Raw genomic sequence first — 14,003 nt, 5'->3', positions numbered from 1 at the left:
TCTTTAGATGTGTTGTTCTTTGCACCCGAATTAGTCACGCAGGTACTCCTTGATTTTGTCTATGGTTAGAGGGGCAAAAGATAGTTCATTTGAATTGAAAGTTATACCGTAACGGCGCAGTTCGTTGGCGCGAGTAAGGACTGCAGCACCAAAAAGGATATTCAAATTGACACATACCACATTACGCTGATCCGTTTGTTGTAAAAAAGTATCATGGGTCCATTCATTAAATGCACCCATCGCTGGGCCACACCACACTTGAAAGTCCATTTTTCGCCCAGCATCACCAGCATTCGCCCAGTGAGTCGCCTGACCTAAGTAAGATCTAAAAACCAAGGCCATGAGATGCTTTGGATCACGTTCTGCTCGCTCAACTTGGCGCGGGTCACGTTGTAAGAAAAATTCGCGGGTTTCTGTCCAGATATCGGCAAGTGGGGCACGGAAAAAAGTTTTTTCAAGTTTTTCTTTTTCATCCGTAGGAATTTCATCAAGACTGTTATAGCGACGGTAAATGTCATACAGCTTGATCGCTCTCATTGAAAACATGGTTCCACGCTTAAGTACTTGAACATCAACGCCCATTTCAAACATGTCAGCGGCAGGGGCCATAGCCACATCTGCTTGACGAGTTTCAGCGAGCATATCTCGTACCATATCAGAGGTGCCTGATTCAGTGCAGGCTTGATTAACTGTTCCTGTCACTAAATAAGCAGCACCCATTGCAATAGCAGCCGCAGCGGAGTGTGGCGTAGCAATTCCACCAGCTAAGCCAATACGGGGTGGTGTTGCATATTGATATTGTTGTTGTAACCGATCACGTAAAGAACAGATTGTTGGAAACAGCGAAAGAGTTGGCCGGTTGTCGGTATGCCCACCCGAATCAGCTTCAGCAGTAACATCTTCTGCCATAGGAATTTGACGGGCTAGCTCCGCTTGTTTTTCAGTGATGATCCGTTGATCAAGGAGCTTTTTAAGCATTTTTTCTGGTGGTGGTGATAAGAAATGCTTGGCAACCTCTTCTCGGGAGATCTTAGCGATGATCCGGTTTGGGGTAATAATTTCACCACTATCATTTTGATGAATACCATGAAGGCGATATCGGACGACATCAATGCTCAATGTTAAAAACGCAGAAGCCTCAATGAGGTGGACATTGTTTTTGATATAAAGATCAACCAATGATCGCTCAAGGTTCGTTTCGTTTGGACTATGGATTAAATTAACACCATAAGGACCCTCAGGTAATGCTTTTTGTATTCGGATGATTGTCTCTTCAACGGTGTCTAACGTTAAGCCTGCAGCACCAAAGAAACCGAGCATACCTGCTCGTCCCATCTCTATAACAATTTCAGCCGAGGAGATCCCCTTTGCCATCGACCCTGCAACCATAGGGTAGCGCAATCCATGTGTGTCCATGAAGGTGGTATCGCCACACCGCTTTAACATAAGTGGTGCTGTGTAGCCAACCAGTGCCTTTTTAGATGTGTCGGTATCAGAATCAATCTGAATCGTGCCAGTTGTCTGGTAATTTAACGCGCCGTCATGTTGAGTGACATAAACAGGAGAGTGGATCTGCGAAAGTGCCTGTTGAATTGTCAATGAAGTAGGTGGAGAGCTGTCCTGTGAACAGGGGAGCCAAGAGCCAATTCTTGATGCTTTGTTGAGAGGCAAGTTTTGAGCCATGATTATCGATGCCATTCCATTGAAATTAATCGTTAATAGTTGAACTGTTGCCGATTGAGCACAAACGACAATTATGCCATTTTCCGACCTCTAAGGCAAAAAAAAACGCAGCCCAAAATGGGCAGCGTTTTTTTTACTAACGATCTCTTATGTCAAAAGAGCTATTTATGCAAAAAATCGCTTCAGCAAGCCTTGGAATGCTTGACCATGACGCGCTTCATCTTTACACATTTCATGAACCGTGTCATGGATTGCGTCAAGGTTAAGTTCTTTAGCGCGTGTAGCAATCTTCTTCTTGCCAGCACAAGCACCATTTTCTGCTTGAACACGAAGTTCAAGGTTTGTTTTTGTGTCTGCACCAACAACGTCACCGAGAAGCTCAGCAAACTTGCAGGCATGCTCTGCTTCTTCCCAAGCGATACGCTTGTAAGCTTCTGCAATTTCAGGGTAGCCTTCACGGTCAGCTTGGCGGCTCATTGCTAGATACATACCAACTTCAGTACACTCGCCAGTAAAGTTTGCGCGTAAACCTTCAACGATTTCTGCGTCAACGTCCTTAGCAACACCAATGCGATGCTCATCAGCCCAAACAAGCTCAGCAGAGTCATCTTGTAGTTCAAACTTATCTGGTCCAACGCCACATTGTGGGCAGCTATCTGGAGCAGTATCGCCTTCATGTACATAACCACAAACAGTGCAAATCCATTTTTTCATTTTAGTTTTCTCCTGAAGAAAGGTGATAAATAACTTTTTTGGTTATATATAGCGGGTCGGTTTTTGTCAACAAATTTTTAAAATAGATCAACACGCAGCGCTATTGCTAATGAAGCGTATGAATATTTTCTGTCGTGGCTTGCTGTTTAAATACCTGAGCAAAGTTTATTTGAGGAATGTGGAGCGGGGGAAAGCCGGCGCGACGGGTAATGTCAGCGACTACTTCACGTAAGTAGGGGAACATTACCATTGAACAGTGACTATTGCAGAGATTGTCCAGTTCATCTTCACGAAACGTTCGACCAAGTTCAAAAAGTCCAGCGCCTTCAAGGTCAATAGAAAATGGTGCTGTTTTGTCATTGAAAATAATCGTAAGGAAAACTTTGAGGCGTTGCCCACCGAGTTCATGACGAATCTTAAATTCTGTACGAATCTTTGCTTGGCCCTGATTTTTGAACTGTGCATTAAGGGCGAAGTTCAATTTTGATATGCGGAAATCTACAAATGTTAATTCAGTTAAAGGATTCATTTGTTGAAAATAGCACTGCAAAACAAACTGTGCAAGCAGATCATGTGTCAGGATTGATTAAAGAGTGACTGAATCGCGCTGTTCATTTATAAAATAAATAGCAGGAACAAGACTACTGGCTTCCTGAGTTAATGATGAAGAATTGTTTTTGCCAAAGAAGTTAGCCGCAGCAAAAGATAAGCTAGTAACCGTTATTAAGATCAACACAATGGCTACTATGTTTTCTGTGAAATGTTTAAAGCGGTTACTTGTATAGGGTTGGCGTAACACAGATGTCGATTTGTGAGGATTAATCTGTGGGTTATCATGACGCTTATCCATGCTATAATACGCTCCTGTAATGACATTTGTTGTTGATTTAGCTCTTATCGGTTCGAATAGCTCGAAAGATTAGGTTTATTTCTTTACAAAAAAAACGAATCTGACTAGTCTTACACGCCCTAAAAAATGTTGTATTATTATGAGGACTCAATGAATCAAAAAATGATCCGAAATTTTTCCATTATCGCACACATTGATCATGGAAAGTCGACCCTTGCTGATCGCCTACTCGAAGAGACGGGAACCCTCTCTGACCGTGAAAAAACAGATCAATTTCTCGATAAAATGGATATTGAACGAGAGCGCGGAATTACTATTAAGGCTCAAGCTGTATGTTTGAAATATAAAGCTGATGATGGCCAAGACTACATACTTAACTTAATTGACACGCCTGGACATGTGGATTTCACCTATGAGGTGAGTCGTTCTCTCACCGCATGTGAAGGTGCATTGCTGGTCGTTGATGCCTCACAGGGTGTTGAAGCTCAAACTCTTGCCAATGTTTATCTTGCTTTAGATGAAGAATTGGAGATTTTCCCAGTACTAAACAAAATTGACCTCCCTGGTGCTGAACCTGAGCGGGTAAAAGAGGAGATTGAAGAGATCATTGGACTCGATACCTCTGATGCGATTGTTGCTAGCGCCAAAGCAGGTATTGGCATTCACGATATTCTTGAACGAGTCGTGTCGCGTGTCCCAGCCCCAACAGGAGACCCTGATGCACCGCTAAAGGCATTGATTTTCGATTCTTGGTATGACACTTATCAAGGCGTTATCGTCATGATCCGTGTCATTGATGGTGAGTTGAAAAAAGGGGATAAAATCGAATTGATGGCCAGCAAGGGCACTTATGAAGTCCTCAAGGTTGGCGTCTTTTCTCCTGGACCTGTACCACGTGGGTCCCTTAATGCTGGTGAAGTTGGTTTTATGATTGCCGGTATTAAAGTTGTTCAAGATGCTAAAGTGGGTGATACCATCACTCATTTACACCGTAAAGCTGCTGAGGCTCTTCCTGGATTCCAAGAGGTTTTGCCAATGGTATTCTCAGGTCTGTATCCAATTGATACCAGCGAATATGAGATGTTACGCGATGCTCTAGAGAAGCTTCAACTCAACGATGCCTCAATCAGTTATGAGCCTGAAAGCTCTATGGCTCTTGGCTTTGGTTTCCGCTGTGGTTTTTTAGGTCTTCTCCATATGGAGATTATACAGGAACGTCTTGAGCGTGAATTCAATATTGACCTCATTACCACGGCACCAACGGTTGTTTACGAAGTCACAACCGTTAAAGGCGAAATGCTTCTTGTCGACAGCGCAAACAAATTACCTGAAGTACAATTTATTGAAAAAATAGAAGAACCATTTATTTTAGCGTCAATCCATGTGCCAAATGAATTTGTTGGTTCAATTTTAGCGCTATGCGAAGAGAAACGGGGCGTTCAACGGGAGATAAAATACTTAACCGAAACACGGGTTATGATTGTTTATGAACTGCCGTTAAATGAGATTGTTATGGATTTTTATGACCGTCTAAAATCTATCTCACGAGGTTACGCTTCGCTAGATTATGAACATCTTGATTATCGACCGAGTAAATTGGTTCGTATGAATGTTATGATTAATGGTGAAGTGGTTGATGCTTTGTCACTTATTGTACATAATGACAAAGCTCAATCTCTTGGCAGGGGACTTGTTTCTAAGATGAAAGAGTTTATTCCTCGGCAGCAATTTGTCGTTGCTATCCAAGCTGCTGTTGGTGGAAAAATTATCGCCAGAGAGACCGTAAAGGCACTTCGTAAGGATGTTACTGCAAAATGTTACGGTGGTGATATTAGTCGTAAGCGTAAATTGCTGGAGAAACAAAAAGCGGGTAAAAAGCGCATGAAGCAAATTGGTAGCGTTGAGCTTCCTCAGCAAGCGTTCTTGGCAATCCTTAAATTAAATGATTAGGAAATATGAGTCAACATACTGAAATAACAAAAAAACTTATCGTTAAAAAACCTTGGTATCGTGAGTATGCTGAAGCATTGTTTGTCGCTGCAATCTTGGCATTAATCATTCGAACTTTTGTTGTTCAAGCCTTTAAAATACCCTCTGGATCTATGGAAGACACCCTTCTTATTGGGGATCATTTATTGGTATGTAAGTTTATTTATGGAACAGATCTTCCATTTATGGACCAATTCGTCTTTCCCCTTACTGATCCAAAACGTGGAGATGTTATCGTCTTTGAGTTTCCCGAAGATGAGGGCAAACCGTGGTTACAACGGCGTGATTTTATTAAAAGAGTCGTCGGTATCCCTGGTGATGTCGTTGAAGTTCGTAATAAAAAAGTTTATGTAAACGGTGAGCATCAAATGTTAGCCCAAGAGATTCATAAAGAATCAACATTAATATTGCCCGGTAGCGCGATGTCCCCGCAAGATTATCGCGATTTCATGCCAGCGGTAACCGTTCCTGCTAACAGCTATTTTGTAATGGGTGACAACCGCGACCGTTCCTATGATAGTCGTTTTTGGGGGTTTGTTGATCGTTCAAAGATCAAAGGTAAGGCCTTTATTAAATATTGGTCGTGGGATCATGAAAAAACATTTCCGCGTTTTAACCGCATTGGTCGGTTAATCAAGTAACCCAATATTGAATATTGATCTTCTTAGGTCATGTTGTTTTGGAACATAATAGGTTGTGGTTTTCAATTAAGCCACAGCCTGTTTTTATATCGTGATGATTGCGATATCTATCCAAAAAATAAATCTTTTTGTTTCGTGAGGTTGTAATGGCAACGCCAACTCCGATGATGCGTCAATATTTAGAAATTAAGAGCCAGCATCCTGATTCCATTCTTTTTTTTCGCCTTGGTGATTTTTATGAAATGTTTCTTGATGATGCAGTGACGGCATCGAAGGTTCTTGATATTACATTGACTTCGCGTAACAAAGGTTCAGCAGATGAAATCCCCCTGTGTGGTATCCCGTACCATAGCGCTCAACCCTATATTGCCAAACTTGTTGAACAGGGCCATAAGGTTGCAGTATGTGAACAAGTTGAAGACCCTAAAGAGGTAAAAGGGATCGTTCGGCGTGAAGTTGTGCGTATTGTGACTCCAGGCATGGTCATGGAAAATGTCCTTCTTACTCCCGATGAAAACAATTACCTGTTAGTTATTTCACGTTCTGATACTGGATTCGGCGTGTCGACACTCGATATTTCCACGGGTGAGTTTCGTGTCATGCAAGGACAAGACATTGGCGATGTCCGACGTGAAATATCAAGTGTTAATCCTCGTGAGATTCTGGTCAATGAACAAGATAAAGAGTGGCTGATTGGCGAGCTTGATGGTTTTATCCAAAATCGATCCCTCAATACGTTGCCAGAATGGGCATATGAGTATGAAGATGCCCAGCGACGATTAATTCGTTTCTTTAAAGCCGACTCCCTTGATTCGTTTGGCTGTCAAAACCAACCCGATGCGGTTTGTGCCGCTGGTGCCGCGCTGTACTATATTGAAGAAACCCAAAAATCAACTGTTGAACATATACGGACTCTCAGTACCTACCATGTTAGTGATTACATGGTTCTCGATGATGCCACACGACGAAATCTTGAGCTGACAGCAACCCTCGTCGATGGGAAACGTCAAGGTTCTTTGCTTGGTGCGCTAGATAAGACGGTTACGGCGATGGGTGGGCGTAAATTACGGCACTGGATCAACCATCCACTTTTAGACTGCCTGAATATCTCTGAGCGACATTCACTTGTTGCTGAACTGGTACAGGCACCTCTGTTGCGTGAAGATCTGCGTGAGAGCCTTGATGGCGTTTATGACCTTGAGCGCTTGACCGCTCGTATTTCTATGGCAAGTGCTAATGCCAAGGATTTAGTTGCCCTCAATTTGTCCCTCGAACGTTTGCCAAACTTATTAAATCAGCTTGAACTTCTGACCTCGCCCCTTGGTCAACAACTCCATCACGATATTGATCCGTTGCAGGATGTAGCCGAACTCATTGGACATTCAATTGCTGATAACCCACCCTTTGTTATCCGTGAGGGCGGGCTTATTCGGGATGGTTATCTCGAAGAACTTGATGAATTACGGTCGATCAGTCGTGAAGGGAAGGGCTGGATTGCTCGATTAGAAAAAACGGAACGTGAACAAACAGGAATTACAACTCTCAAGGTGCGCTATAATCGTGTCTTTGGTTACTTTATAGAAGTACCACGAACACAAGTGGCTAAAATACCCGAATCCTATGAACGCAAACAAACATTAGCTAATTCTGAACGCTATTTTACGCCCCAGTTAAAAGAGTATGAAGATAAGGTTCTAGGCGCAGAAGAAAAACTGACGACTCTTGAGTACGAAATATTTCAAACTATTCGCGCACAAGTGAGTCTGCAATCTTCTCGTATCCAAGCGACGGCGGAGGCACTTGCCAGCCTTGACGTATTGGTGAGCTTTGCCATGATTGCCCATGAACGTAATTACGTTGTGCCCGTTATGGACGATGGAACGCTGTTGGACATAGTAGAGGGTCGTCATCCTGTTATTGAGTGCATGAACCTTTCAGAGCGTTTTATCGCTAACGATGTTCATCTTGATACTGTATCTGATCAACTATTGATTATTACCGGCCCCAATATGGCAGGTAAATCAACATTTATGCGTCAAGTGGCCCTTATTACACTTATGGCGCAAATCGGCTCATTGATTCCGGCAAAATCTGCTCACATTGGTGTTGTTGATCGTATTTTTACTCGAGTTGGTGCCAGTGATAATTTAGCTCGTGGACAATCAACTTTTATGGTTGAGATGAGCGAAACGGCACACATTTTAAATCATGCAACACCACGAAGCCTGATCATTCTAGATGAGATCGGTCGTGGGACATCAACCTTCGATGGTGTTAGTATTGCGTGGGCGGTGGCCGAATATTTGCATGATTATGAACATGTTGCTGCTAAAACATTGTTTGCGACCCATTACCACGAGCTAACGGAACTCGCTACAACCCGCGATAGGATAGAGAACTTCAACATCGCGGTACGTGAATGGAATGATCAGATTGTCTTTTTACGCAAGATCGTCCCAGGCGGAACAAGTCATTCTTATGGTATTCAGGTCGGTCGTTTGGCGGGGTTACCTGATGAAGTGATCACTCGTGCTAAGGAGGTACTTAGCAACCTTGAGCAAGGAGAATTTTCATGCGAAGGGCAACCTCGGTTAGCGAAATCGCGAAAAAACCCATCCTCTTGCACTGATAAAGAGGCACAACTGTCGCTTTTTACAGGTACAAATGATCCCTTACGTCAGCGACTTTTAAAGACAGACTTAAATACGATTACCCCAATTGAAGCACTCAATCTGGTGGATGAACTGAAAAAACTCCTCTAACTAACGGAATGATGAGTCCATATATGTCACGTATTTTTCGATACTGCCTACTTTTAGCCATTGTACTTGGTGTTTGTTCCACATCAATAGAAGCTAAACTAACTCCCGATGGGGAATATCAGTCGGCACGTAACGCCTATGTTGCCCTGACTAAAGACACTAACAAACAACAATATCGTCACCATTGGGATAAGGTTCTCCATAAATTACAACGATTTGCAGAGCGTTACCCCTCACACAACAAAGCGCCATCGGCTTATTATCTTTTAGGTAAAGCTTGTTCGGGGCTTCATAGCGTTTCTCTAGCAAAGCAAGATGCCCAGAGAGCGGTACACTTCTTCAATATCCTCTCAACACGGTACACGAAAAGTTCATTAGCTGACGATGCGCTCTACCTACAGGCCGAAATTGAATATTCAACCCTAAATAATCCAGACAATGCACGTCAATGTTGTGAACTAATTCTTCATCAATATCCACAAGGTGACAGAACCAAAAAAGCTCGTTTGTTGATGAAAAAACTTCCTACCCCATTGAGAAAAACATTTGCAGTTGAAGCTGTTGAGCAGACACAACGATCATTGCCCACTCAGGTCACAGGTATTCGCCACTGGACCGATAATAACCATACCCGTGTTGTGATCGAATTAAATCATCAGACCCAATTTAAGGTCAACACATTGCCTCCGAGTCAAAATGATAACAGTTCAGCTCGCCTGTATCTTGATCTTCTTGGGGCGACAAAAGCGTCATCACTGGCTAATTCTTATCCAGTAAATCAAGGTGTCGTTAAAAAAATAAGGGTAGGAATAAATCGGAAAAGTATCCGTGTGGTCTGCGACTTAAGTGAGCTAACACGTTACGCCGTTCTTGAGTTACAAAATCCTCCGCGTATTGTGATTGATATTGCGCGAGAAAAAGGGGCTGTGCTTACGACGAACCAGCCTCAATTAGAATCGACACCACAGGTGGGCCAACAAGATATTACAACGGTTTTATCGCAGGTCCCTGAATCTCAGCCTATGCGTATCCATCTTCCTGATGTTGCAACGAAGTCGAAAGGGACATTACGTATTGTTGTTGATGCTGGACACGGGGGCAAAGATCCTGGTGCCGTCGGACCAAATCGTCTTTATGAAAAAGATGTTGTCCTTAAATTAGCGAAGAAACTCGCTTCACGTTTAAGAAGTAGTTTGGGTTGCGAAGTCCTTTTGACCAGAGATCGAGATGTTTACATCCCTCTTCGACAGCGAACTGCTTATGCCAATGAGGTCGATGCTGATTTGTTTATTTCGATCCATGCTAATGCGAGCATCAATAAGAAAATATTTGGCATTGAAACCTTTTACCTCAATTTCTCTAAAAACGATAAGGCCATTGCTGTTGCTGCTCGCGAGAATGGCATGAGCATAAAAGAGATGGGAGATCTAGAACTCATTCTCTTTGATATGATGGCCAATGCAAAAATAAACGAATCCAGCCGGTTAGCAACAGAGATTCAAACATCTTTGATCTCATCATTAAGTAGGCGATATTCTGATGTTAAAGATATGGGGGTTCGTCAAGGGCCGTTTCATGTTCTCCTTGGGGCAACAATGCCTTCTGTGCTCGTTGAAGTGGCTTTTATAAGCAACAAAATGGAGGCAAAACGTCTTAATAGTAGTGTCTATCGAGATCGGGCCGCTGAAGCGATTGTAACAGGAGTTAAAAAGTATCTCCGTTCACAAAATCTCTTAGCTGAAGTGGAGAATTGATTCGTGTTTTCAATTGACAACGATACCCTTAATAAAACCATAACCGAAGCCCGTTTAGAACTTAATTTTGACAAGAACCGGGCTGTTTTTTTAGAACACGCGAGTGACTTTTTATCATCCCATCAAAACGTGATTCAGACTCAGCATCAAAATGGGGCTTCAGGAACTCAAACAGTTAAAAGCTTAACGCATTTAACCGACTCGTTGATTGCAATGTTGTATGAATTTTGCACTGTCGATCTCACCTCTCAGGTGCCGTGTACACTTATCGCTATCGGAGGCTATGGTCGAGCTGAGATGAACCCGCGCTCCGATATTGATCTGATGTTTTATGTTAATGACCCTGATAGCACTTTCATTCTCAAGCTATCAGAGCGGATGCTTTATCTCTTATGGGACCTAGGCTTAGAAGTCGGTCACAGTGTCCGCAATGAATCCTCTTGTATCGATATTTCCAGCAAGGATTTAACGGCTTGCACTTCGTTGTTAGATTCACGCTATATTTATGGCGACCACGAACTGTATGAAGATTATTCGCAGCGTGTTGTTCCACTTATTGTTAAAAACAACAGTCGTCATTTTATTCGCGATAAAATGATCGAGCATAGTAATTGTATCGAAAAATATGGCTCGTCAGTCTATTTGCTGGAACCAAATATTAAAGAGGGGGAAGGTGGGTTACGTGATCTCCATACGACTCTTTGGATTTCAAAAGTTAAGTATAAGGTTGACTCGTTAAGAGGGCTTGTCATTAAAGGTATTATAAATGAGCAAGAGGAGAAAGAGTTTCTAACCTCTCTCGATTACTTATGGCGTATTCGCAACGAGCTTCACTACCTGTCGCCACGTAAAAATGAACAACTACACTTTGAGCAGCAAGAATTGATTGCCCAATTCCTTGGTTATAAAGACACCAAGAAATCATTGGCTGTAGAACAGTTCATGAAAGATTATTACGAAGCTGCGACCTGTGTAGAACACTTGACATCGACCCTTATTTCACGAGCAGTAAACCGTGGAAATGATGATCACGGATTGGTTGGTTATTTACGCCGCAGAAACATTGAAGAAGGTTTCTTTGCTCTGCGAGGTGAACTTCACTTGGTTAACGATAACTTGTTTAGTGAATCACCAGAAATGATGATGAAAGCATTTCAACTGATTCAACGCCAACGAATCAAAATGAGTTTGAAGGTTAAAACTGAGATCCGTCTTAACCTACACCGTGTCAATGATCGTTTTCGTCGCTCTAGAATTGTGAATGATACATTTCTTGACATCCTTCGTTATAAAAAAGGTGTTTATGATATCTTGTCATTAATGCATCATCTCCTTTTCTTAAATCATTACCTTCCTGAATTTAAAAGAATTTATTGCCAAGTTCAGCATGACGCCTACCATATTTACACCGTTGATACTCACACTCTTTTTGCTGTAAAAGAGATCGATCGACTATGGCAAGGGCTATACGAGGAAAAAAAACAACTACTAACTCGCATATCAAATGAAATTGAAAAGCCTGAATTGATCATTTTGGCTGTCATGCTGCACGATATTGGTAAAGGGGAGGGGCATAATCATTGCGAAAAAGGTGCCGCAATGATTCCAACTATTTCGCGGCGAATGGGGTTGGGTAAAGAGGATACTAAGCGTCTTGAATTCCTTGTTTTAAACCATCTACAAATGGCTCATACTTCTCAGCGGCGCGATCTCAATGATCCTCATTTGATCTCGCAATTTTCACAAAAAATGTCGAGTAGTGAAAACCTCAAAATGCTCTATTTGTTGACCTTTAGTGACATCAAGGCGGTTGGTCCAGATGTCTGGTCAGAATGGAAAGGGTTTTTGCTACAAGAATTGTACGAAAAGAGTTACACCGTTCTTGAAAGGGGAAATTTTATTGCAGACAAGTCGTCGGATAAAATTCGCCGAATTGTCCGTAACGTTGTGGAACTTCTTAGTGACGAATATCAACCAAAAGAGATTCGTGAATGTTTACGCAATTTTTCTACCCGTTATCTCATGTCATATAGCTCTGTTGAAATTGCGTTGCACGTTAAGGTGATACTCGCCCGTAAAAATGACACTATGGCTATGCGGGTTATTCATAATCATGAAAAAAGTTTTACCGAAGTGATCATCTCGACTGTTGATATCCCAGCTTTGTTTACCAACATTGCCGGTGTGATGGCATCAAATAAGGTGAATATTCTCGGTGCGCAAATATTTACGCAAAAAAATGGCATTGCTGTAGATATTTTGCAGGTTGGAGTTGATGGAAACATCTACGACGATGAAAGAAAATGGAAGACTATTGAGAATAACCTCAATGCTGTACTTGAAGGACGAGAATTTGTTGAAAACTTGGTAACTAAGAGTGAGAGTTCACTGCTTGATCTTTCGCACAATGTGCCAACTAGCGCTCCATGCGTTGACATTGATAATGATGTCTCATACGAATATACTGTCATTGATATTACGACTAAGGACAAAGTTGGTTTATTGTATCAAATGACGAATAGCTTTAAAGACTTTGGCTTATATATTGGAGTTTCAAAAATCACAACAAAGGGTGATCGCGCAGGTGACACTTTTTATGTGCAAGATATTTTTGGTCACAAATTGTTAGACAGTGCTAAATGTGATGAACTAAAGCGAACGCTATTGGAAGAACTCAGTGAGTAATCAACTTGAGAATACCAGCGATCTATTCCTCAATTATCTAACGATTGAGCGGGGCTTTGCCACCAATACTCTCGAATCGTACTCGCGAGACCTTTTTCAGTATCTCGATTTTTTAAGTAATCAATCAATTTCAACATTCGAACGGATTACTCAGCGACACGTTATTGCTTTTTTTAGCCATTTGAAAAGTCTAGGCGTAGGGGTTCGAAGTCGAGCTCGGATTTTGTCATCCTTGCGTGGATTTCATAAGTTTTCGATCAATGAAGGGATTGTCAATCACAATCCTTTAAGCCATATTGAAACTCCGAAAATTTTAAAGACCTTACCTGACACATTGAGTGTCGAAGAGGTGGATACACTTTTAGATCTATTAGATGATGGACAACCATTAACAAGACGTGATAAAGCCATGCTAGAATTGCTTTATGCTACAGGCTTACGTGTCTCGGAACTTATCAGTTTACGTCATGCTGACCTGCATTTAACCAGTGGTTATTTGCGCACTTTTGGTAAGGGAAGTAAACAACGCATTGTACCTGTCGGTGAGGTAGCGATTGAATGTCTTATTTTTTATATGGAGCATTCTCGGCCGATACTTGCCCAGCCTAAAACGGTAAACAAAGAGGACAGTGGTTATGTTTTCTTAAACCGTTCAGGCAATGGCTTGACACGTCAAGGGTTCTGGAAGATGATAAAACGTCGTGCAATTCAGGCGGGAATCACTAAGAAGGTAACTCCACATACATTACGACACTCATTTGCAACTCACCTTCTTGAAAATGGTGCTGATTTACGTGTTGTGCAAACACTATTAGGTCATACGGATATTACAACTACACAAATTTATACCCATGTATCACGGGAACATATTAAAAAAGTCCACAAACAATTTCACCCTCGTCGTTAACTTGAGGGCTGTATTATC

At 42.0% G+C, this 14,003-nt stretch carries 10 protein-coding genes; 6 read left to right on the top strand and 4 right to left on the bottom strand.

Features of this window, described 5'->3' with window-relative positions; all coding sequences use genetic code 11:
• Positions 1-30 precede the first annotated feature (30 nt).
• The 4 genes from ACZ5KY_RS11110 to ACZ5KY_RS11095 form a co-directional block, all read right to left on the bottom strand.
• The gene (locus ACZ5KY_RS11110; protein WP_464243967.1) at positions 31-1,683 is read right to left on the bottom strand and encodes a PfaD family polyunsaturated fatty acid/polyketide biosynthesis protein; all 1,653 of its coding nucleotides are present in this window, start codon (positions 1,681-1,683) and stop codon (positions 31-33) included.
• A gap of 165 nt (positions 1,684-1,848) precedes the next feature.
• Positions 1,849-2,397, bottom strand: a complete 549-nt coding sequence (locus tag ACZ5KY_RS11105; RefSeq protein WP_464243966.1) for an NADH peroxidase — start codon at positions 2,395-2,397, stop codon at positions 1,849-1,851.
• Between the two features lie 106 nt (positions 2,398-2,503).
• Positions 2,504-2,878, bottom strand: a complete 375-nt coding sequence (locus tag ACZ5KY_RS11100; RefSeq protein ID WP_464243965.1) for a protein-export chaperone SecB — start codon at positions 2,876-2,878, stop codon at positions 2,504-2,506.
• 105 nt (positions 2,879-2,983) lie between these two features.
• Positions 2,984-3,247, bottom strand: a complete 264-nt coding sequence (locus tag ACZ5KY_RS11095; protein WP_464243964.1) for a hypothetical protein — start codon at positions 3,245-3,247, stop codon at positions 2,984-2,986.
• A gap of 150 nt (positions 3,248-3,397) precedes the next feature.
• Between ACZ5KY_RS11095 and lepA the strand changes: the two genes are divergently transcribed.
• From lepA to xerD, 6 genes are all read left to right on the top strand, one after another.
• Positions 3,398-5,197: a translation elongation factor 4 gene (lepA, locus tag ACZ5KY_RS11090; protein ID WP_464243963.1), complete on the top strand. Its 1,800-nt coding sequence runs from the start codon at positions 3,398-3,400 to the stop codon at positions 5,195-5,197.
• Positions 5,198-5,202: 5 nt separating this feature from the next.
• Complete coding sequence (gene lepB / locus ACZ5KY_RS11085) at positions 5,203-5,877, top strand: signal peptidase I (protein ID WP_464243962.1); 675 nt, start codon at positions 5,203-5,205, stop codon at positions 5,875-5,877.
• 146 nt (positions 5,878-6,023) lie between these two features.
• Positions 6,024-8,639: a DNA mismatch repair protein MutS gene (gene mutS / locus ACZ5KY_RS11080; RefSeq protein WP_464243961.1), complete on the top strand. Its 2,616-nt coding sequence runs from the start codon at positions 6,024-6,026 to the stop codon at positions 8,637-8,639.
• A 23-nt stretch (positions 8,640-8,662) separates the two neighbouring features.
• Positions 8,663-10,393 (top strand): N-acetylmuramoyl-L-alanine amidase, encoded by a 1,731-nt coding sequence (locus tag ACZ5KY_RS11075; RefSeq protein WP_464243960.1) that lies wholly within the window; start codon positions 8,663-8,665, stop codon positions 10,391-10,393.
• Positions 10,394-10,396: 3 nt separating this feature from the next.
• Positions 10,397-13,078, top strand: coding sequence for a [protein-PII] uridylyltransferase (gene glnD, locus ACZ5KY_RS11070; protein WP_464243959.1), 2,682 nt, complete (start codon positions 10,397-10,399; stop codon positions 13,076-13,078).
• Complete coding sequence (gene xerD / locus ACZ5KY_RS11065) at positions 13,071-13,985, top strand: site-specific tyrosine recombinase XerD (protein ID WP_464243958.1); 915 nt, start codon at positions 13,071-13,073, stop codon at positions 13,983-13,985. The genes glnD and xerD overlap by 8 nt, the downstream gene beginning before the upstream one ends.
• Positions 13,986-14,003: the final 18 nt, after the last annotated feature.

It is taken from the genome of Desulfuromonas svalbardensis (genome assembly GCF_055389415.1).
Note: the sequence above shows the minus strand (reverse complement) of the source record. Positions and strands in the feature narration are given on the sequence as shown.

What these genes read in the sequence shown, in the direction of transcription:
- ACZ5KY_RS11110 (WP_464243967.1), bottom strand. Translation starts at nt 1,683, where the DNA reads ATGGCTCAAAACTTGCCTCTCAACAAAGCATCAAGAATTGGCTCTTGG.
- ACZ5KY_RS11105 (WP_464243966.1), bottom strand. Translation starts at nt 2,397, where the DNA reads ATGAAAAAATGGATTTGCACTGTTTGTGGTTATGTACATGAAGGCGAT.
- ACZ5KY_RS11095 (WP_464243964.1), bottom strand. Translation starts at nt 3,247, where the DNA reads ATGGATAAGCGTCATGATAACCCACAGATTAATCCTCACAAATCGACA.
- lepA (WP_464243963.1), top strand. Translation starts at nt 3,398, where the DNA reads ATGAATCAAAAAATGATCCGAAATTTTTCCATTATCGCACACATTGAT.
- lepB (WP_464243962.1), top strand. Translation starts at nt 5,203, where the DNA reads ATGAGTCAACATACTGAAATAACAAAAAAACTTATCGTTAAAAAACCT.
- mutS (WP_464243961.1), top strand. Translation starts at nt 6,024, where the DNA reads ATGGCAACGCCAACTCCGATGATGCGTCAATATTTAGAAATTAAGAGC.
- ACZ5KY_RS11075 (WP_464243960.1), top strand. Translation starts at nt 8,663, where the DNA reads ATGTCACGTATTTTTCGATACTGCCTACTTTTAGCCATTGTACTTGGT.